General features: G+C 71.4%; 15 protein-coding genes and 1 tRNA gene. 7 read left to right on the top strand and 9 right to left on the bottom strand.

The features are described from left to right. Positions 1-98: 98 nt before the first annotated feature. On the top strand, positions 99-1,013 hold the full coding sequence (locus AW270_RS24510) for an aldo/keto reductase (protein WP_063819320.1): 915 nt from the start codon (positions 99-101) through the stop codon (positions 1,011-1,013). On the opposite strand, the gene AW270_RS24505 is transcribed toward AW270_RS24510, so the two are convergent. From AW270_RS24505 to AW270_RS24495, 3 genes are all read right to left on the bottom strand, one after another. Next, a complete protein-coding gene (locus AW270_RS24505) occupies positions 989-1,657 on the bottom strand; it encodes a response regulator (protein WP_061297800.1) in 669 nt (222 codons plus the stop codon). The genes AW270_RS24510 and AW270_RS24505 overlap by 25 nt on opposite strands. Further along, on the bottom strand, positions 1,638-2,591 hold the full coding sequence (locus AW270_RS24500; protein ID WP_061297799.1) for a sensor histidine kinase: 954 nt from the start codon (positions 2,589-2,591) through the stop codon (positions 1,638-1,640). The genes AW270_RS24505 and AW270_RS24500 overlap by 20 nt, the downstream gene beginning before the upstream one ends. A 198-nt stretch (positions 2,592-2,789) precedes the next feature. After that, positions 2,790-3,743 (bottom strand): UbiA family prenyltransferase, encoded by a 954-nt coding sequence (locus AW270_RS24495; protein WP_082801805.1) that lies wholly within the window; start codon positions 3,741-3,743, stop codon positions 2,790-2,792. A gap of 314 nt (positions 3,744-4,057) precedes the next feature. Between AW270_RS24495 and AW270_RS24490 the strand changes: the two genes are divergently transcribed. Continuing rightward, complete coding sequence (locus AW270_RS24490; RefSeq protein ID WP_061297796.1) at positions 4,058-5,779, top strand: 2-isopropylmalate synthase; 1,722 nt, start codon at positions 4,058-4,060, stop codon at positions 5,777-5,779. Between the two features lie 25 nt (positions 5,780-5,804). Beyond that, positions 5,805-8,495 carry an AAA family ATPase gene (locus AW270_RS24485; protein ID WP_245674840.1) on the top strand — a complete coding sequence of 897 codons (2,691 nt, stop codon included), beginning with the start codon at positions 5,805-5,807 and terminating at the stop codon, positions 8,493-8,495. A 1-nt stretch (position 8,496) separates the two neighbouring features. On the opposite strand, the gene AW270_RS24480 is transcribed toward AW270_RS24485, so the two are convergent. After that, the gene (locus AW270_RS24480; protein ID WP_245674839.1) at positions 8,497-9,894 is read right to left on the bottom strand and encodes an acyl-CoA carboxylase subunit beta; all 1,398 of its coding nucleotides are present in this window, start codon (positions 9,892-9,894) and stop codon (positions 8,497-8,499) included. Positions 9,895-10,156: 262 nt separating this feature from the next. Between AW270_RS24480 and AW270_RS24475 the strand changes: the two genes are divergently transcribed. Both AW270_RS24475 and AW270_RS37085 read left to right on the top strand, forming a co-directional pair. Continuing rightward, a complete protein-coding gene (locus AW270_RS24475; RefSeq protein WP_061297792.1) occupies positions 10,157-13,333 on the top strand; it encodes a GH92 family glycosyl hydrolase in 3,177 nt (1,058 codons plus the stop codon). 373 nt (positions 13,334-13,706) lie between these two features. Further along, positions 13,707-15,470 (top strand): PQQ-dependent sugar dehydrogenase, encoded by a 1,764-nt coding sequence (locus AW270_RS37085; protein ID WP_082801815.1) that lies wholly within the window; start codon positions 13,707-13,709, stop codon positions 15,468-15,470. 343 nt (positions 15,471-15,813) lie between these two features. Here AW270_RS37085 and AW270_RS38995 read toward each other — a convergent pair whose 3' ends face one another. Genes AW270_RS38995 through AW270_RS24460 form a run of 3 tightly spaced genes read right to left on the bottom strand, consistent with a single transcriptional unit; the run spans position 15,814 to position 17,851 of the window. After that, on the bottom strand, positions 15,814-16,047 hold the full coding sequence (locus tag AW270_RS38995) for a methyltransferase domain-containing protein (RefSeq protein WP_157522516.1): 234 nt from the start codon (positions 16,045-16,047) through the stop codon (positions 15,814-15,816). Then, complete coding sequence (locus tag AW270_RS24465) at positions 16,044-17,186, bottom strand: sensor histidine kinase (protein WP_218009333.1); 1,143 nt, start codon at positions 17,184-17,186, stop codon at positions 16,044-16,046. Before AW270_RS24465 ends, AW270_RS38995 begins: the two co-directional genes overlap by 4 nt. A gap of 8 nt (positions 17,187-17,194) precedes the next feature. Further along, positions 17,195-17,851 carry a response regulator transcription factor gene (locus AW270_RS24460; protein ID WP_082801804.1) on the bottom strand — a complete coding sequence of 219 codons (657 nt, stop codon included), beginning with the start codon at positions 17,849-17,851 and terminating at the stop codon, positions 17,195-17,197. A gap of 149 nt (positions 17,852-18,000) precedes the next feature. Here AW270_RS24460 and AW270_RS24455 point away from each other — a divergent pair, with 149 nt between their 5' ends. Further along, a complete protein-coding gene (locus AW270_RS24455) occupies positions 18,001-19,476 on the top strand; it encodes a hypothetical protein (RefSeq protein ID WP_245674838.1) in 1,476 nt (491 codons plus the stop codon). Here AW270_RS24455 and AW270_RS24450 read toward each other — a convergent pair. Further along, a tRNA-Pro gene (locus AW270_RS24450) sits at positions 19,455-19,531 on the bottom strand. The two genes, AW270_RS24455 and AW270_RS24450, sit on opposite strands and share 22 nt — an antisense overlap. An 83-nt stretch (positions 19,532-19,614) precedes the next feature. On the opposite strand from AW270_RS24450, the gene AW270_RS24445 reads away from it, so the two are divergent. Next, positions 19,615-20,031: a hypothetical protein gene (locus AW270_RS24445; RefSeq protein ID WP_061297950.1), complete on the top strand. Its 417-nt coding sequence runs from the start codon at positions 19,615-19,617 to the stop codon at positions 20,029-20,031. Here the strand turns inward: AW270_RS24445 and AW270_RS24440 are convergent. Further along, positions 20,028-20,255 carry a DUF6458 family protein gene (locus AW270_RS24440; protein WP_063819324.1) on the bottom strand — a complete coding sequence of 76 codons (228 nt, stop codon included), beginning with the start codon at positions 20,253-20,255 and terminating at the stop codon, positions 20,028-20,030. The genes AW270_RS24445 and AW270_RS24440 overlap by 4 nt on opposite strands. Positions 20,256-20,314: the final 59 nt, after the last annotated feature.

Here is a 20,314-nt window from a genome sequence, read left to right as displayed (position 1 = left end):
ATTCCCCTATTTCTCCGGGAGACCGGCGGAGGCCGAACCGTCACTGTACGCTTTTGTCCGGACTTTGACCGGCACACAGGGACCGCCGAGGGGGGAAATTGCGTTACACGAGACTCGGCCGGGACGGCCCGGTGATCTCCAATATCGGGCTCGGCACCCTCGCGCTGTCCGGGGCGTACGGGGCGGTGGACCCCGGCGACGCGCTCCGCCTGATCGGCCGCGCCCTGGACGCCGGCGTCAGCATCGTCGACACCGCCGACCTGTACGACGACGGCCAGGTCGAGCGCCTGATCGGCCGGGCGGTCGCGAGCCGCCGCAAGGAGATCGTGGTCTGCACCCGCGGGAGCGGCACCGCGCAGGCGTGCGAGGCGTCGCTGAAACGGCTCGACGTGGACGCCATCGACCTCTACTACCTGCGCTCCCCCCACCGGGACGCCCCGGTCGAGGAGAGCATGGCCGGGCTGGCCGACCTGGTCAGAGCCGGGAAGGTCCGTCACATCGGCCTGTCCGACGGGACGCTGCGGCAGCTCCGCGAGGCCGACGCCGTCCATCCGGTGGCCGCGCTCGCGGTGGAGTACTCACTGTGGGGGCTGCGCGCCCAGCCCGGCCTGCTGGCCGAGGCCCGGCGGCTGGGCGTCAGCGTGGTGGCCGCCCGCCCGGTCGGCCGGGGGTTCCTGACCGGCCGCATCCGCTCCGCCGACCAGCTGACACCCGGCGACTGGCGGCGCCGCGACCCCCGGTTCGAGCCCGCCGGCCTGCGCCGCGGCCTCGACCCGCTGCGTGCGGTCGAGGACGTCGCCGCCCGGCTGGACCTGGGCGCGGGCCGGCTGGCGCTCGGCTGGCTGCTGTCCCAGGGCGACCATGTCGTCCCGGTGCCGAGCACCCGCGACGAGGTGCATCTGGAGATGAACCTCGCCGCCTCCGAGGTGCGGCTCGCCCCCGGCGTCCGGGACGAGCTCAGCCGGATCTTCCCGCCCGTGACGGCGGATCAGTCGGGCTCTCTCCTGATCTGAGCCGGGATCAGCGACGCGGCCATCGCCTTGTTGACCGCGTCGATCCGGGAGACCGCGTTGAGCTTCACGAAGATGTTGCGCATGTGCCGCTTGACGGTCGCCTCGGCCAGCCCGAGCCGGCGGGCGATCTGGAGGTTGCTCAGCGCCTGCGCGGCCAGTTGCAGGATCTCCTTCTCCTTCTCGGTCAGCACCCCCACCTGGGGGCCCTCCACCTGGGCCAGGCTGGCGCGCGACACGGCGAGGACGACCCGGCCCGGGTCCTCGTACACGCTCCGGACGGCCGCGAACAGCTCGTGCCGGTGAATGCTCTTGAGCAGGTAGCCGCTGATCCCGGCCGCCAGCAGGCGGGTGAGGAGGTGCGGGCCGTCGTACATGCTGAGGATGATGATCCGGGTGGACGGCGAGAACGCCCGCATCCGGGTGACGGTCTCCAGCACGTCGTCGCCGGGGATCTCCACGTCCAGCAGCACGACGTTCGGGCGGGTCTCCCGCACGAGCCGCACGGCGTCGGAGGAGTTGCCTGCCTCGCCGGCGATGGCCAGGTCGGTGGTCGATTCGAGGATCTCGCGCAGACCCTCGCGGAACAGGGCGTGGTCGTCGACGAGCGCGACCGAGATCTTCCCGCTAGAGCTCGTCGAGTTCACTGACCTGCCTCTTGAGCGGGATGGACAGGTCGACCCGGCAGCCGTTGCCCGGCTCGCTGGCGATCACCAGCCGGCCGCCGAGCAGCTCGGCCCGCTCCCGCATGGAGGCCAGCCCCACCCCGCGGCCACGGACCCGGGACGGTTCGAAGCCCCGGCCGTTGTCCTGCACGAAGGCCCGGAGTTCGTGCGGGGCGATGTCGACCCGCATCAGGACCACCGACGGCCCGCCGTGGGTCAGCGCGTTCCTGGCCGCCTCGCGGAGGATGAGGAAGGACTCGTCCAGGACGCGCGGCTCGGCCCACGACTCGTCGCCGTTCACGTCCAGGCCGACCGACACCCCGTCGTCCTCGACCGTCTCCAGGAACTCCAGCAGCGCCTTCTCCAGGCTCCTGACCGGCACCTGCGGGTGCAGGTCCGAGGTGATCTGGCGCAGGTGCTCCATCGCCTCCTGGATCGCCTGCTGGGCGACCCCGATCTTGATGGCCGCCCTGGCGGGGTCGGTGCCGCGGTGCAGCTCCGACAGCGCGAGCTGCTGGTGCGCGACGCTGACGCCGTGACCGATCCGGTCGTGCAGATCGCGCGCGATCCGGCGGCGCTCCTCCTCCTGCGCCTGCTGGACCTCGTTGAGCAGGAACCCGTGGTAGCTCTCGGAGGCCTCCCTCACCCGGCGCGACAGGCTCTCCTCCATGCCGGTGGCGACCAGCGCGAAGACCTCGGTGGGATTGCCGGAGCCCGCCGCGATGTGACGGGCGAGATGCGTGAGCGCGGACCTGAAAAAAAGTGAGCCCGCCTCAAGAGATGCCTTCGGATGAACTCCGGAAGCCGCCCTGCTGGCGCCGACTTCCCAGGCGTGAAACTTATAGAGTTCGTTGACCTGCACTTTTCCGGCACGCAGTGTCGCGGCCACGTCGTCGAGAACGTACTCGGCCGTCATAAGGGCCTGTCGAACCGCGTTCGGATCCGTGGAGAGCGCGTTGCCGGTGGAGTGCAGCTCCGACTCGAATTCCTCAAGGATTTCGTCCCGGCACGCGTCTACGAATCTCGCCGGATCCCCCTCCGCCCCGAAATCAGCACTCAAGGAAATCCCTCTCGATTTGGGACGCGCGCGCGAGCCTACAATCTCCCACTTACGTCACAAAAGCAACATATCCTTCCCAATATTAGAGGACAGGACGGTAATGTGGACCACGTATTGCGTCGCCATGAACGCCCGATAAGGTCTGCGCCGCCAGCCTCGGGCGGCGTCGGCATCCGCGGCGCGACCCGCCAGGGTGACCGCCACCGCTCCGGCGAACATGGCCAGCGCGGTCACGGCGAGCGGCGCCGAGACCGCCACGCCGGCCACCCAGAACGCCCCCGCCAGGAGCAGCGCGGCGGCTGACATGACGTTCCTGGCCACCCGCGCGCCCCAGATCACCGCGATGGTGCGCCGGCCGGCGGCGGCGTCCCCCTCGATGTCGGACAGGTCCTTGGCCGGGACGCCGACGAGCGTCATCCAGCAGGTCGCGGCCGTCGCGAACACGATCAGGCTGAGCGGCGTGACCCCTTCCGCCCCGTTGACGACCACGGTGAACCCGCCCCAGTAAGCCAGCAGCCCCGACCCGCAGACCACCAAGACGGTGCCGCCGGAGCGCCGCTTGAGGCGGAACGGGGCGCCCGAGTACAGGTAGCCGAGGGCCAGGTTGGCCAGGATGACCCAGGTCATCGCGGTGGGCAGCCCCGCGGTCGCCAGCAGCGACAGGGCCGCGGCCACCGCGACCGCCGCGGTCGCCGTGCGCGGGTCCAGGTCACTGCGGGCGATCGGCCGGCGTGACCCGTTGACCCGGTCCTCGTGGACGTCCGAGACACCGTTGCCCAGATAGACCGCGAAGATCGACAACACCCAGGCGACGGCGCCCTGCAGCACCTTCGCCGGGTCGGGAGCGGCGGCGACCGGCAGTGCCAGCGTCGCCCCCGCCAGGAATCTCAGCAGGGACACGGCCAGCACGGCCGGCCTGGCCTCGATGGTGCAGAACCACAGCGTTCTCGTCGCGCGTCTGAGGGTGGAAGGTCCGGATGCCCGGCCCGATACCCAGGTGCTCGCCATGACGGGATTGTTACGCCGGAATCCACGCCCGAATAAGGGGGATGATCCGAGGGTTGCAGGGGGCAATACAACTTTCGATATCCCCCCTTACCACTCGGGGTCACCTTATCCGAACTGCCGACACCCCTGCTTGTCGTCCGTCACGGCCCCTATTAGCTTGAGTTCAGCGGAAAAGGGATCGTACAAGATTCAACAACTCCAATCGCCGGGTTCCCCCCACGCAGTCGCACAGGTCAGGCCGCGCCGGGCTCCTCGTCACCCTCATTCTCCGCGTCCGATCCACCCCAGGAGTCATACAGGAAGGAAATGCGAGGATGAAGGGTGTCGAGCGTTATTCCGGATTCACCCCCCTAGTTCTGACCGATCGCACCTGGCCGGGAAACCGCATTCTCACCGCGCCGCGGTGGCTCTCCACCGACCTGCGGGACGGCAACCAGTCGCTCGCCGATCCGATGACACCCGAGCGCAAACTCCTGATGTTCGAACTTCTGGTGGCGATCGGCTACAAGGAGATCGAGATCGGTTTCCCGGTGGCCAGCCGGACCGACCACGACTTCGTGCGGATGCTCATCGAACGCGACCGGATCCCGGACGACGTCTCGATCACCGTGCTCACCCAGGCCCGCGACGACCAGATCCGGCGGACCGTGGAGTCCCTGAAGGGCGCGCGCCGCGCCGTCGTGCACATCTACAACGCGACGTCCCCCCTGTTCCGCGACACCGTCTTCAACCTCGACCGGGCGGGCGTGCGCGACCTGGCCGTCCAGGGCACCGTGACGATGATGCGCCACGCCGAGCGGGTGCTGCCCGGCTGCGACCTGGGCTACCAGTACTCCCCCGAGCTGTTCAACGAGACCGAGGCCGACTTCGCCCTGGAGGTCTGCGAGGCCGTGATGCGGGTCTGGCAGCCCGAACGCGGGCGCGGCATCATCCTGAACTTCCCGACGACGGTCGAGCGGTCGCTCCCGAACGTCTTCGCCGACCAGATCGAGTGGCTGCACCGCCACCTGTCCCGGCGCGAGCACGTCTGCCTGTCGGTGCACCCCCACAACGACCGGGGCACCGCGGTCGCCTCCGCCGAGATGGCCCTGCTGGCCGGCGCGGAACGGGTCGAGGGCTGCCTGTTCGGCAACGGGGAGCGCGCCGGCAACGTCTGCCTGGTCACCCTCGCGATGAACATGTACAGCCACGGCGTCGACCCCGGCGTCGACTTCTCGGAGATCAACGCGGTCCGGCGCACGGTCGAGCGGTGCACCGGGCTGCCGGTCCACCCCCGCCACCCCTACGGCGGCGACCTCGTCTACACCGCGTTCTCCGGGTCGCACCAGGACGCCATCAAGAAGGGCTTCGACGCCCGCGTCCGGCAGGCCGAGGACACCGGGACGACCTCCGACGCGCTGCCGTGGCAGGTGCCGTACCTGCCGGTGGACCCCAAGGACGTCGGCCGCACGTACGAGGCGGTGGTCCGGGTCAACGGCCAGTCCGGCAAGGGCGGCGTGGCCTACGTGATGAGCGCCTGGCACGGCCTGAACCTGCCGCGCGGCCTCCAGGCCGACCTGTCCGCCCGGGTGCAGTGGCACGCCGACGCGGACGGCGGCGAACTGACCCCGAACCGGATCGGCGCGCTGTTCTCCGAGGAGTACCTCTTCCACGGCGACCCGACCGACCCGCTCCCGGTGGGCCGCGAACCGCTCGCGGCGACGCTGCACGTGGACGGCGGGTTCGAGGTCGGCGGCGACCAGTCGGACGCGATCGGCGTCCTCGGCTCGGTGCTGAGCCCGTGGGGCATCCGGGTCGACGTGGTGCACCGCACCGGACGGCCGCTCGACCACGACGACCTCAGCCCGGACCGGGCGGTCAGGTCCGGCGACGAGACCGTGATCTACGCCGAGTGCCGCAGCGGCGGGGCGTCCGCCTGGGGCGCGGGCATCGACCGGGACGTCGCGGCGGCGGCCTTCTCCGCGGTCCGCGCCGCCGCCGGCCGGCTCGCCGGGAACGGCCGGCTGAACGCCCACCTGGCCGCCGCCGGGCACTGACCGGCGAATCACGAGGGGAACGACGGTGGACGACACGCACGAGGGCATGGCGACGCTGCGGGCGCTGCTCGCCGAGACGGTCGCGGGCAAGGGCCGGATCGCGATGGTCACCGGGGCGGTGGCGACCGGCAAGAGCGAGCTGCTGTACCTGATCGCCGAGCACGCCCTCGACCAGGGCGCGCTGCCGCTGACGGCCACCGGTTCACCGGCCGAGAGCGGCCTGCCTCTGGGCGTGCTGTCCCAGCTCCTGCACCACGCGCCGCTCCAGGACGAGCAGCGGGCCGCCGCGCTCGGCCTCCTGCACGAGGGCGCCCGCAGGCAACTGGCCGGCGATGCGCGCGCCGAGTCGATCGAGCACGTGGACGCGCAGATCGTGGACGCCCTCTGCGCCGTCCTGCTGGACCTGGCCGGGCGCTGCCCGCTGGTGATCACGGTCGACGACGTGCACCACGCCGACCGCGCCTCCCAGCTCTGCCTGGCCTACCTGGCCAGGCGGATCAGGTTCGCCAACGTCCTGCTGGTCTTCAGCGCCCCCGACCACAGCCCTCACCTGCGCACTCTCTTCCACACCGAGGTCCTCCGGCAGCCGCACTGCCGTCCGGTGCGCCTCACCCACCTGTCCCGCGACGGCGTCGACGCCCGGCTCGGCGAGGACGCCGCCCAGCGGTTCGGCGAGCTCGTCCACGCGCTGAGCGGCGGCAACCGGCTGCTCGTCGACGCCCTGCGGGAGGACCTCCAGATCACCGGCGCCCCCGGCGACCGCTACGGCGAGGCGGTGCTGGCGTGCGTGCGCAGGCTGGGGCCGTGCGTCCAGGAGGCGGCCTACGGCCTGGCGGTGCTGGGCGAGCCCGGCTCGATCAGCCGCCTGCTCGGCCTCGGCGAGAGCGAGGCCGTCGTCGCCAAGTCGCTCCAGGCGATGGCCGGGGCCGGGCTGCTGGACGGCGGCCGGTTCCGGCACGAGGCGGCGCGCTCGGCCGTCCTGTCCGAACTGGACGCCGCCGACCGCATCCACCTGCACCGCCGCGCCGCCGAGATGGCCCACCGGGACGGCGCGTCGGCCGACGTCGTGGCCGGCCATCTCCTCCAGGCCAGCCACGCGGGCGATCCGTGGGCGCTGTCGGCCCTGGAGGAGGCGGCCAGGATCGCCCTGCGCGACGACGGCGTGGAGTCCGCGATCGAGTACCTCAGGCTGGCCTGGCGCGCCTGCGGCGACGAGCGCCGCCGGGCCAGGATCGGCACCGCGCTGGTCCGGGCCGAATGGCGGATCGACCCCGGCACGCCCGCCGGCCACCTGGCCGGGCTGACCGACGCCCTGCACAAGGGCCATCTCGGCGGCGGCGAGACGGTCGTGCTGGCCAAGGCGCTGCTCTGGCACGGCCACACCGGGGACGCCCTGGAGGTCCTGGACCGCCTGAACGAACTGGGCGAACCCGACCGGGAGACCGCGGCCGAGCTCGCCGCCGCCCGCCCGTGGTTCCGCGCCCTCTATCCGTCGTTCCTGCCGCACCTGCCGGAGGTCGGCGTGCCGCCCGGCCCGGCCCTGGGCGTCGGCCGCCGGATCCAGTCGGCCGGCGTGCTCGCCGACGTCCTCACCGACGGCCCCGGCGACGGGACCATGGCCGCCGCCGAGCACATCCTGCGCGGCTGCCGTCTCGACGAGGTGACCATGGACACGGTGGAGACGGCGCTGCTGGCCCTGACCTACACCGACCGCCCCGGCCGCGCCGCCCCGTGGTGCGACGCCTTCATCGCCGAGGCCGAGGCCCGGCGCGCGCCCAGCCGGCAGGCCCGCCTGTCCGCCATCAGGGCCGAGATCCGCCTCCGCGAGGGCGACCTGGCCGCGGCGGCCGGGGACGCGCGGCGCGCCCTGAAGATCATCCCGGCCGGGAGCTGGGGGGTGGGCGTCGGCGGGCCGCTGGGCACCCTGCTGCTGGCCGGCGCCGCGATGGGCCGGCTCGACGAGTGCCTGCCCGAGTCCACCCTGCCCGTCCCCGAGGCGATGCTGGAGACCCGCTACGGCCTGCACTACCTGCGCGGCAAGGGCCGTCTCAACCTGACGGCCGAACGTCCCGGCGAGGCGCTGCGGGACTTCCGGCTGTGCGGCGAGCTGATGACCCGGTGGGGCCTGGACGCCCCCGGCTTCATCGCCTGGCGGCTGGACGCCGCCGAGGCCCTGATCGCGCTGGGCGAGGAAGAGGAGGCCCGGCGGCTCGTGAAGGAGCAGCTCGCCCGCTGCGGCCCCCGGTCCCAGCGGGTCCGCGGTTCGGCGTTGCGCCTGCTGGCCGCCGTCAGCGAGGTCCACGAGCGCCCCTCGCTCCTGCGCCAGGCCGCCGACCCGCTCCAGGAGGGCGGCGACCGCTACGAGTACGCCCGCCTGCTGTGCGACCTCACCGAGGCCTACCACGCCGTCGGCGAGCACCGCAGGGCCGGGATGCTCAAGCAGCGCGCCCGCGCCATGGCCAAGGAGTGCCACGCCGAGCCGCTCACCCGGGCCCTGGCCCGCAGGGACGATCCGGCGGCCGGCCTGCCCGCGCAGCTCAGCGACGCCGAACTCCGGGTGGCGGAACTGGCCGCCGAGGGTCACACCAACCTGGAGATCGCCAGCCGGCTCTACATCACCGTCAGCACGGTCGAGCAGCACCTGACCCGCGTCTTCCGCAAGCTGAACGTGTCCCGCCGCACGGAGCTGCCGGCCACCCTCGCGCGCATCGGATGACCTACAGCGGGATGTTGCCGTGCCGCCCCCGCCTCCAGGGGGCCCGGTCCAGCGCCTCCGCCAGGCGCAATCTGGTGGTCTCGGGCGGGATCACCTCGTCGACGACGCCGAGCGCCAGCGCCCGTTCGACCCCGCCGGAGACGCGCTGGTGCTCCTGGGTGAGCCGCGCCCTCAGCTCCGCGCGCTCGTCCTCGGGCGCGGCGGCCAGCGCCTTGCGGTGCAGGATGCCGACGGCCGACTCGGCCCCCATGACCGCGACCTCCGCGTCGGGCCACGCGAAGACCGCGGTGGCGCCGAGGGAGCGCGAGTTCATCGCGATGTACGCGCCGCCGTACGACTTGCGGGTGATCAGGGTCACCCGGGGCACCACCGACTCGGCGAAGGCGTGCAGCAGCTTCGCGCCGCGCCGGACGACGCCGTCCCACTCCTGGGCGACCCCGGGCAGGTACCCGGGCACGTCGGCGACCACCACCAGCGGCACGCCGAGCGCGTCGCACATCCGGACGAACCGGGACGCCTTCTCGGCGGAGAGCGTGTCCAGGCAGCCGCCCTTGCGGATCGGGTTGTTGGCCAGCACGCCCACGGAACGCCCGCCCAGCCGGCCGAGCCCGACGAGGATGTTGCCGGCCCAGCGCGGCTGCAGCTCCAGGAACCCCTCGTCGACGATGGCGCGCACGAGCGGCCGGACGTCGTACGCGCGGCGCGGCGAGTCCGGCAGGATCGCGGCCAGGTCGCGGCTCTCGGCGAGCGCGCCGAAGTCGAAGCTGCCGGGGCGGGTGAAGATGCCCGTGAGCCGGCGGGCCCGCTCGTACGCCTCGTCCTCACCGGCCGTGACCAGGTGCGCGACCCCCGACTTGGGGCCGTGCGCCTCGGGGCCCCCGAGCCCGGCCATGTCGATGCGCTCCCCCGTGACGCTGCGGACGATCTCCGGACCGGTGATGAAGATCCGCGCGTCGTCGGCCATGATCACGATGTCGGTGAGCGCGGGCCCGTACGCGGCGGCTCCCGCGGCGGGACCCAGGACGACCGAGATCTGCGGGATCACCCCCGACACCCGGGTCATCGCCGCGAACATCCGCCCCACCCCGTCCATCGACTCCACGCCGTCGGCCAGCCGCGCCCCGCCCGAGTGCCACAGCCCGATCACCGGGCAGCCGAGCCGTTCGGCCGCGCCGATGGCCTCGACGACGCGCTCCGCGCCCGCTCCCCCGAGCGCGCCGCCCATCCGGGTCGCGTCGGTGCAGTACGCGACGACCACCGAACCGTCCACCCGCCCGCACACGGCGTGGACCCCGCTGTCGTCGGCGGCGTGCAGCGGCACCGCCGAACCGGGGTCGAGCAGCCGGGCCAGCCGGACCGAAGGAGCCCGGTGATCCATTTCGATTGCGACGATCGGCATGGTGGTCATCCGCGAATCCCGATTCCTGAGAGGTGTTTCGCCGAATGTGCCCAGCCGCGCCTCCGGCGGCCAACCCCTATTTTCGGCCATCTCTGCTCGCAAGCCCGTGACCAGCAAATACGTGTATTGGCAACTTGTGACCGCCATTTCTGCCAATTGACGTGTCAGCTCACATCCGCGTTTCCTCTCTGTGATCACCTGAATAACGGAGGGCACTTTGTCCATATGGTCAGCACCGACCGTCGCCGCGCTTCTCGCGGCGATGGCATTGCCGGCGGGCGCGATGGCCGAGAACACGGCCGACACCGTGCCCACCCCGGTCAGCGACGTGGCCGCACTGGTCAACCCGTTCCTCGGCACCAAGGCGGGCGCCGCCGACTTCGGCCACGGCGGCGGCGCGGGGATGAACTTCCCCGGCGCGGTCGTGCCGTTCGGCATGATGCAGTGGAGCCCCGACACGATGGAGAACGCCGGGGGCGGCTACGCGTGGGAGGACAACCGCCTGCGCGGGTTCTCGATGACCCACATCTCCGGGCCCGGGTGCACCGGCGCGCAGGACTTCCCGGTGATCCCGATCTCCGGCCGGATCGGCCGCTCGCCCGCCACCCATGGCGGTGACTACGTCCAGACGTATCGGCACGAGAACGAGAAGGCCGCCCCCGGCTTCTACAGCTCCGTCCTCGACACTGGGATCAAGACCGAGCTGTCGGCGAGCACGCGCGGGGGCGTGGCCCGCTTCGGCTTCCCGGCCGGCAAGCCCGGCACGCTGCTGCTGAACACCAGCGGCTCGGTCAACGGCGTGGACGACGGCGAGACCAGGATCAGCGGCAACACCGTCACCGGCTGGGTGCAGACGGGCGGTTTCTGCGGCCCGCCGATGCGGTACAAGGTGTACTTCCACGCCACGTTCGACCAGCCGATCCTCGGCTACGGCACGTGGAAGGACGGCACCGTCACACCGGGCGGCGCGGCCGTGCGGAACGCGTCGGAGGCGAAGGTCGCCAACGCCGAGGTGGTCACCCCCGGCGACATCTCGGTGAACGGGCCCGGCTCCGGCGCGTACCTGGAGTTCGACCCGGCCAGGCCGGTCCAGATGCGGGTGGGCCTGTCCTACGTGAGCCTGGCCGGCGCGAAGGCCAACCTGGCCGCCGAGATCGGCCAGGACGGCGTCGACCAGGTCGCCGCGAAGGCACGGGCCCTCTGGAACACCCGGCTCGGCCAGGTCAAGGTCACCGGCGGCACCGCCGAGCAGCAGCGCACCTTCTACAGCAACCTCTACCACGCGCTGCTCCAGCCCTACGTCTTCGACGACGTCGACGGCGCCTACACGGGCATGAACGGCCAGACGTACAAGGTCTCGCCGGGACGGCACCACTACGCGACGTTCTCCGGCTGGGACATCTACCGCAGCGAGGTCCAGCTCCTGGCCCTGCTCGCCCCCGACGTCGCCAGCGACATCGCCCAGTCCATGTACGCCAACGCCCAGTCGGTCGGCAACGTCTGGGACCGCTGGTCCCACCAGAACGCGATCACCGGCGTCATGGTCGGCGACCCGTTCCACTCGATCCTGTCCAGCATGTACGCCTTCGGCGCCCGCGACTTCGACGCCGCCTCCGCCCTGAAGGCGATGGCCGAGTCGGCCCGCCGGGTGGGCCCCAAGGACATCGGCCACCCGCAGCTCGGCTACGACCAGCGCCCCGGCAACGCCGACTTCATGGCCAAGGGCCACGTCCCCATGGACGTGTCGACCACCCTGGAGTACGGCATCGCCGACTTCGGCATCGCCCAGCTGGCCGCCCGCCTGGGCGACACCGCGCTGGCGGGCGAGTTCATGAAGCGCGCCCAGGCCTGGCAGGCCACGTACAACCCGGCCAACACCTGGATCCAGCCGAAGATGGCCGACGGCGCGTTCCGGTCGCCGTTCGACCCGGGCACGATGAACTCCTACATCGAGGGCAACGGCGCGCAGTACCACTGGCTGGTGCCGCACAACGTGCGCGGCCTGTTCGACTCCATGGGCGGCGACGCGGCGGCGGCCGCCCGCCTGGACGGCTTCTTCAAGGTCCTCAACGCGGGCCCGAACCAGCCGTACGCCTACCTCGGCAACGAACCGTCGGCCGCCACGCCGTGGCTGTACGCGTGGGCGGGTCAGCCGTACAAGACTCAGGACCTGGTCCGGCGGGTCCAGAAGGAACTGTTCTCCTCGGCCCCGGACGGCCTGGTCGGCAACGACGACCTCGGCGCGATGGGCTCCTGGTACGTCTGGTCGGCGATCGGCCTGTTCCCGGCCATCCCCGGCAGGGCCGAACTGCTGGTCAACACGCCGCTGTTCGACTCGATCACGATCAAGCGCCCGGCCGGCGACCTGGTCGTCAACGCCCCGAACTCCGCCAACCGCTACGTCAGGACCCTGAAGGTCAACGGCGTGGCCACCACGAAGGCGTGGGTGCCGGAGTCGATCGCGCAGCGCGGCGGCCGGCTCGACTTCACCACCTCGACCGTCCCGAACACCGCCTTCGGCTCGACCGCCGCCGACGCGCCCCCCGCCTTCAACGAGGGCGCCAAGCCGGTGCTGCTCGGCCTGAACCCCGGCAGCGGCCCGGCCGAGCCCGGCAGGACGTTCGAGACCACGATCACCGCCCGCTCGACCGGCAAGGCAACCGCGTCGGTGCGCTGGGAGGCCAAGCCCCCGCCGGGCATCTCCGTCGCCCCGATCAGCGGCACCCTCACCCCGGCGGCGGGCGCCGCCGCCTCACAGCGGATCACCGTGACCGTGCCCGCCGGCACCCCGCTCGGCATGATCAGCATCCCGATCATCGGCTCCGGCCAGGTGAGCGCCGGCATCCGCGTGAACGTCGCCAAACCGGGCACCCCCGCCTGGCACCACAACAACGCCAGCATCGGCGACGACACCAAGCCCGGCAGCGCCAACGTGGACGGCGCGAACTTCAGCTACTCCGCCCAGGGGCTCGCCGCGGCCGGCCTCACCCCCGGCGCGGCGGTCAACTGGAACGGCTTCACCTTCACCTGGCCGAACCGCGCCCCCGGCGAGTGGGACGACATCCTGCCCGGCGTCAAACCCCTAAATGTCGCCGCCCCCACCGGCGCCACCCAGATCGCCTTCCTCGGCGCCGGCACCGGCGGCTACCCCGAGGTGGACGCGACGCTCACCTACACCGACGGCACCACGACCACCGCCAGGCTCGGCATGAGCGACTGGCTGCTCAGCTACGGCGGCGGCTCCCCCCAGTACGGCAACCAGATCATCGCCTCCAGCCCCTATCGCCTGTACGGCGGCTCGTGGGCCATGCAACCCATCCCCGCCCACGTGTTCGCCGCCCAGCCGATCGCGCTGAACCCGGCGAAGAAGCTCAAGAGCATCACCTTCGGCCCCTCGGCCAACGGAGCCCTGCACCTGTTCACCTGGGCGTTCCGCTGACCGAACCGAGAAGGGCGCCCCGCGACTCGCGGGGCGCCCTTTCGCATGGGACAGGGAGTGCCCGGCCAGGTCGCGTAGCCTCCGGCTCAGGACGTCGGAGATCATGGCCGGCAGACCGGGTGACAGGTCACCGCAGCGCTCGTCAGCCGACGACCCCGACGTTCACAGGCGAGCGCCGGCCGCTCGACGGCGGCAGAGTGCCGCCGAGCCACGGCGCCTCGCGCCGGGTCGTGAAACTTTCCCGTCCCGGTGGGCGGCCCCTGGCATACGCGCAGATGGGCGGGCGGGCACCCGACCCGATGATTGCTCCGGGCGCGGCCGGCGTTTTCGATGGAGGGCGAGCCGGCAGCCCCATCCCGCCCCGGAGCGTGTGATGCCCAAGCACCTGTCCTCGGCACTCTCCCTCGTCCTTTGCGCTGTCGTCGCCGCCACGGCGATCGTCGTGACCCGGCCCGCCGCCGCGGGTGCGGAGACGGGCGGGTTCGACTTCTCCCGGGCACAGGTCGTCGCTGTCGGGCTGCGGGTGCCCTGGGGCATGGCCTTCCTCCCCGACGGCAGCGCCCTGGTCTCCGAACGCGACACCGCGACCCTCGCGCGGGTGCGGCCCGGCACTTCACCCGTGCAGGTGGCCACGGTCCCGAACGTGTACCCCACAGGTGAGGGTGGCCTGCTCGGCATCGCCCTCTCCCCCATGTTCGCGCAGGACCAGTGGGTCTACGCGTACATCAGCTCCGCCTCCGACAACCGGGTGGTCCGGTTCCGGCTCAGCGCTCCGTCGGTCCAGCAGGTGATCCTCGCCGGCATCCCCCGGGGCCAGTCCCGCAACGGCGGGCGCATCGCGTTCGGCCCCGACGGCATGCTGTACGTCGCCACCGGCGACGCGGGCTACCCCCCGAACGCCCAGAGCACGACCCTCGCCGGCAAGATCCTGCGCATCACCCGCGACGGCGCGGTCCCCACGGACAACCCGTTCTCCGGCTCACCGGTCTACAGCTACGGCCACAGCAATGTCCAGGGCCTCGCCTGGGACCAGGCCGGCCGGCTGTACGCCACGGAGTTCGGCCAGAACCTCACCGACGAGATCAACCACATCCGGCCGGGTCACAACTACGGCTGGCCCGCCTGCGAGGGCACGTGCAGCAGCCCAAGCTTCACCAACCCCCTGGTGACCTGGAGCGGCCCCGAGGCGTCCCCCAGCGGCCTGGCCTACGCCAACAACACGCTCTTCGCCGCGGCCCTCGCCGGCAAGCGCCTGTGGACGGTGCCGGTCAGCGGCGGCAACGCGGGCACCCCGGTCGCCGAGCTTCAAGGGCAACCAGGCCGGCTGCGCACCGTGGCGATCGGTCCGGACGGCTGGCTCTGGGTCACGACGAGCAACCGCGACGGCCGGGGGACTCCCATCCCCGGCGACGACCTGATCATCCGAATCCCGCCCGTCGGCCCCTCCGGCCCCTCGCCCTCACCATCCGGCACTTCGCCCTCACCCTCCGGCCCTTCGCCCTCACCCTCCGGCCCAGGGGTCTCCCCACCGGCCAGCCCGTCCCCCTCGCCCGGCGGCCCCGCACCGTGCCCCTCCCCTTCGTTCAGCCCGTCACCATCCCCGACACCCAGCCCGTCGGTGTCCCCCAGCGTCTCCCCCTCACCCAGCCCGACGCCATCACCCAGCCCGTCGCCGTCACCAAGCCCGACGCCCTCACCCAGCCCGACGCCGTCACCAAGCCCGACGCCCTCACCCAGCCCGACGCCGTCACCAAGCGCCTCGCCGTGCCCGTCACCGTCACCCAGTCCGTCAGCCAGTTCGTCACCCAGCCCGTCACCCAGCCCGTCGCCGTCCGCGGGGACGCGCTCCTGTGAAGCGACGATCCGGTTCTTTCTCCAGTGGACGACGGCCTCGTGGGGTGAGCTGACGGTGCGCAACACGGGAACGCTGCCCATCACCTCGTGGACCGTCACCTTCAAGGTCCCCACCGGGCTGACCTACCTGCAGCTGAACGGCTACCACCTGCCGGGAGCCACGGTCACCGCCACCCAGACCGGCCTGCTGCCGCCAGGCGGTTCGGTGACGGTGTCGTTCCCGGTCGGCTGGTCCGGCGGAAACGTCGGGACTCCGTCGCCCATCACCTGCACGGCCAGATAGCCCGGTCCGCTCTCAGGCAGGGGTCGTGAAGGCCGTCTCCGGCGTCTGGCGGGCGAACGCCGCACGCACGCGACCGAAACCGTCCAGCGACACGAGATCAAGGAGCCGCCGAGGGCGGGGAAAGGTCTTCGAGAAAGGCGGCGTAACCCTCTGGCTCTCCGCTTGGCTCCCGGAAATCGGAAAAAGGGGTCTCGGATTGACTCCGCAACCCCTTACGACCAGCGACTACTGGCGGGGACGACAGAATTCGAACCTGAAGCCAGATCCGCCGCCGACTCGTTCTCGTCGATGAAATGGCGGCCGAAGCCGTGCGTCCAGGTCTGGTCGCAGACGTGGTGATCCATCACGACGTCGATACGCGGCGCATCCCGGTGGACCTCCCTGGTCCCTCGCCGGATCGAATGCGCGCGAGCACGGCAGGCGATTCGTCGACGTCCAGGACCGGATGCCCGAGCTCGGCGAGGGGCCGCAGGATCGGCCCGGTGCCGCACCCGAGCTCAAGGCTCGACGCGCCCGCGGGCACGGCGCCGCCCACTCGCCCAGGCGAACCGCAGGCGTTGTGATCGTCGACGCTCACGGCTCCTCGTGCGGCAGTTCTACGGCGATGGTGAGGCCGCCCTCCTCGCGAGGGGTGGCGGTCACGCTGCCGGTGTGGGCCTCTGCCACGACCTTGACGATCGACAGCCCGAGGCCGCTGCCGCGGTCGGAGCGCAGCCGGTCGCCGTGCAGTCTCCGGAACGGCTCGAAGATCGTCTCGATCTCGTAGGGAGGCACGGGGAGCCCGGTGTTCGCCACCACGAGTTCCACCCGGTCGGCCCGCTGACGGGTGGACACCCACACCTCGCCCCCGGGATGGTTGTGCCGTATGGCGTTCTGCACGAGGTTCTGCGCGAGCCGCTCGACGAGCACCGCCTCACCGGCGGTCGGCGCGGGATCCAGCAGCCGGTGCACGGTGACCTCGGCGTCGGCGGCCTCCTTGGCCGCCAGGTCCAGCACGTGCTCGACCACGTCGGCCAGGTCGAAGGGACGCCGGTCGAGAACCGCGCGCTCACCCTCCGACAGGGCGAGCAGCGCGTCGATCAGCCGCTCGTGCCTGGTGTTGACCACCAGCAGCGACTCGCCCAGCCGCTTGACGTCCTCGGTGGCGTCAGGCCGCCGGACCGCCACGTCCACGAGGGTGCGGTTGATGGTGAGCGGGGTGCGCAGCTCGTGTGAGGCGTTGGCGATGAAACGACGCTGGCCGTCGTACGAACGGGCCAGACGACCGAGGACGGCGTCGACGATGTCGGCGAGCTCCTTGATCTCGTCGTCCGGTCCGTCGTGACCGATGCGGCCGGAGAGGTCATGGCTCTGCGCGACGCGCCGCGCACTTTCGGTCACCGACCTGACGGGGCGGATCGCCCAGCCGGCGGCGCGCCAGCCGGCCGCGGCGGCGAGGCCGCCGGCCGCTAGGAGCGCGAGGCCGCCCACCGTGAGGACGTTCTTGATGGTGTCGCCCTGGTAGACCCGCCTGACCTGCGCGACCCGCTGCTGGGCCACGGAGTACTCATGGTTCCAGGGCGGATATAACTGGCCGGCCACCTGGATGAACTGGGGCTGTCGCAGCCCGTCCCGAGGTTCCAGGCTCTGCCGGACGATCACGGCGATCGCGCCCAGCAGCACGGCGCCGGAGAGGACGAAGACCGCGCCGCAGACGAGGGCGAACCGCAGCCTCACGCTCGTCTTCATGGGATGCGGTACCCGGCTCCGGTGACGGTCTCGATGACCGCCGGATCGCCGATCTTTCGCCGCAGTTTCATCATCGTCGTCCTCACGGTGTTGGTGAACGGGTCGATGTGCTCGTCCCACACCTTCTCCAGCAGAGTCTCGGTGGAGACCACCGCCCCGTCGGCGCGCAGCAACTCGGCCAGCACGCCGAACTCCTTGCGGGCGAGCGGCACGTAGCGGCCGTCCCGGAACACCTGCCGATGCGCCCAGTCCAGGCGGATGCCTGCCCGCTCCAGCATCGGCGGGTCGGCCGGCCGTACCCGGCGCCCCAAGGCGTGGACGCGTGCGACCAGTTCCTCGAAGGCGAACGGCTTGGGCAGGTAGTCGTCGGCGCCGAGGGACAGGCCCTCCACCCGGGAGCGCACGTCGCCGGACGCGGTGAGCATGATGACGCGCACCAGCGCGCCGTCGGCGACCAGGGCCCTGCACACGTCGTCACCGTGTACGCCCGGCAGATCGCGGTCCAGGATGAGCACGTCGTAGTCGTGGACGCGGAGCCGCTCCAGTGCCGCCCCGCCGTCGTAGGCGATGTCGACGGCGAGTGCCTCGGCGCGCAACCCCTCGCCGATGGAGTCGGCGAGCATGCGCTCGTCCTCGGCGACCAGTACCCGCACGACAGCTCCTCGATCTCGGATCGCGCCAGCGTGCCAGACGCGGCATAACGCCGACATAACCGGATGTGGTCACGCCAAGGTTATCGATCGATCGCTGGACTGCCCTCATCTCTGCCGGGAACCGCCCGGCACCCGATCGGGGGCTCGACATGCTCGTCTCCACCGCCGGCGGCCAGGCTGTCCACACTCTGGACCAGGGCAGGCCGTCCGTCCTCCGCCGGTTCTTCGGCACCGGCCACGGTGTCTTCGCCGTCGTGATCGTCCTCGCGGCGACGCTTCGCTGCCTCGTCATGCTGGGCTACGACACCGCGCAACTCTACTGGTACGACTCCTTCACCTACCTGGACACCGCCGTCCACCTGCGGCCGTCCGGGGCGTTCCACCCCGCCGGGTACTCGTTCTTCCTGCGGCTGCTGCTGCCGTTCCACAGTGTCGAACTCGTGGCGGGAGTGCAGCACGTCATGGGGCTCGGCACGGCTGTGATGATCTATTTGGTGCTCCGCCGCCGGTCGCTTCCGGGGTGGGGTGCGACGCTGGCCACCCTGCCCGTGCTGTTCCACCCGGCGTTCGTCAGGCAGGAACACGCCGTGCTGTCCGACACCCAGGTCACCTTCCTCGTCGTGGCCGCGCTGGCCGTCCTGCTGTGGCGGACCACACCGTCGGTACGCGCTTGCGTCGTGGTCGGCCTCCTGCTGGCGCTGGCCGGGCTCACCCGAACGGTCGCGGTGCCGTTGGTCGGCCTCGTACTGATCCATCTGATCGTCCGGCGGGCCGGCCGCCGGCAGGTGATCGCGCTCGCCGTGGCCGGGCTGCTGCCTCTCGCCGGCTACGCGAGCTGGTATCAGGCGCATCACGGCAGATTCGCGCTCAGCGGTTCGGACGGTGTGGCGTTGTGGGCTCGCACGATGACGTTCGCCGACTGCTCGGTGATCAAGCCGCTGCCCGAGGAGGCGCGGCTCTGCCCGAACGGCACGCGGGTCGACGCCGCCTCGGAGTATGTGTGGGCCCCGGGTGCCTCACTGAACCGGTTGCCGGGCGACCGGTTCTCCCACAACGATCTGGCCCGCTCCTTCGCCTTGCGCGCCATCGTCGCGCAGCCGCTGGACTACCTGGGCGCGGTCGTCCGTGACACGTCGCTCGCCTTCGCGTGGACCCCGATACGCCACCCCCTGCGCGTCTCGCCCGCGCTGACGTTCCCGCACGGCTCCTGGCCGCTGCCGACCTTCCCGCTGATCGACAAGGTACGCGCCGAGTACGACGGCGACATCCGCGGGATGTCCTCCGTCGAGCCGTACGGCAGCATCCTTTCCGCCTATGCCTATCCCACGGTGCTGTACGGCCCGCTGTTCGGCATCGTGCTGCTGCTGGGCGGCCTCGGCTCGATCGGTCGGCGGCGGGCGGCGCTGCTGCCATGGTCGACGGCCGCGTTCCTGCTCGTCGCGCCCATCGCCGCACTGGACTTCGACCACCGCTACGTGCTGCCCGCGATCCCGGTGGCCTGCCTCGCCGCCGCACTGGGCGTCATGACTGTCACCCAGAGAGACACTCAGCACATGAAAAGGTGCCACGTGATCACGTGGCACCTTATCCGACCAGCAAAATCTGGTCGGGACGACAGGATTTGAACCTGCGACCCCTTGACCCCCAGTCAAGTGCGCTACCAAGCTGCGCTACGTCCCGTTCCCTGCTTCGTGCCCCTCAGGCACGGAACAACCTTAGCGCAGATTCGCGCCCCGCGTGCACCGACACGTAGTGTGGCGATCATGGGAAGGCGTCCGCAGGTCGATCACGAGGAACTGGCGAGGCTCTCCGCCAGGGGGTGGTCCAACGCCGACCTGGCCGCTCATTTCGGTGTCACCGAGTCGGGCGTCCTCCAGGCCAAGCGGTCGGCGGGCCTGTCGAAGCCCATGACCGATCACTCGGCCGCCCTCCCGTGGAAGCTGAACCGGTCGCACTCCCAGTCCGGCCCGGCCACCAACCTGCGCAATCTCTCCGCCGCGGCCCAGGGCAAGGCCGTACCGAAAGAGAAGATCAACACGGCCCTCCGGTGGGCCTCCCGGCTGGTCGAGAACGGGCTCGACATCGACTACGACCCCGAGAAGGGCTTCTTCGAGAAGGAAGCCACTGCCGGATCGCACCTGGAGCAGGTCCTCCGGTCGGCGCGGGAAAGGCTCGGCTAGAGGGTCTCGTCCCGGATGTCGACCATGTTGACCAGGTCGTTCTCGACCGCCTGATCGTCGGCCCGCCGCCGCGCCAGCAGGGCGGTGACCACCCCGCTGATCACCCCCGCGCACATGAGGACCCAGCCGATCGCCTGGAGGTCGAACCCCGGGGCCTCCCATTTCACGGCGAAGGCCAGAACCGCACCTACCACCAATAACGCCACGCTGGCCGCGAATCCCATGGTCAGCACGCCTACCCGGCAAATTGTGGGTTAGGCCCTCATTTGGAGGGCAGTCCGGA

Origin of the sequence: Herbidospora cretacea, assembly GCF_001570605.1 — a bacterium.
Classification (GTDB): Bacteria; Actinomycetota; Actinomycetes; order Streptosporangiales; family Streptosporangiaceae; genus Herbidospora; species Herbidospora cretacea.
The sequence above is the reverse complement of the archived record's forward strand: the minus strand, read 5'-3'. Positions and strand labels throughout refer to the sequence as shown.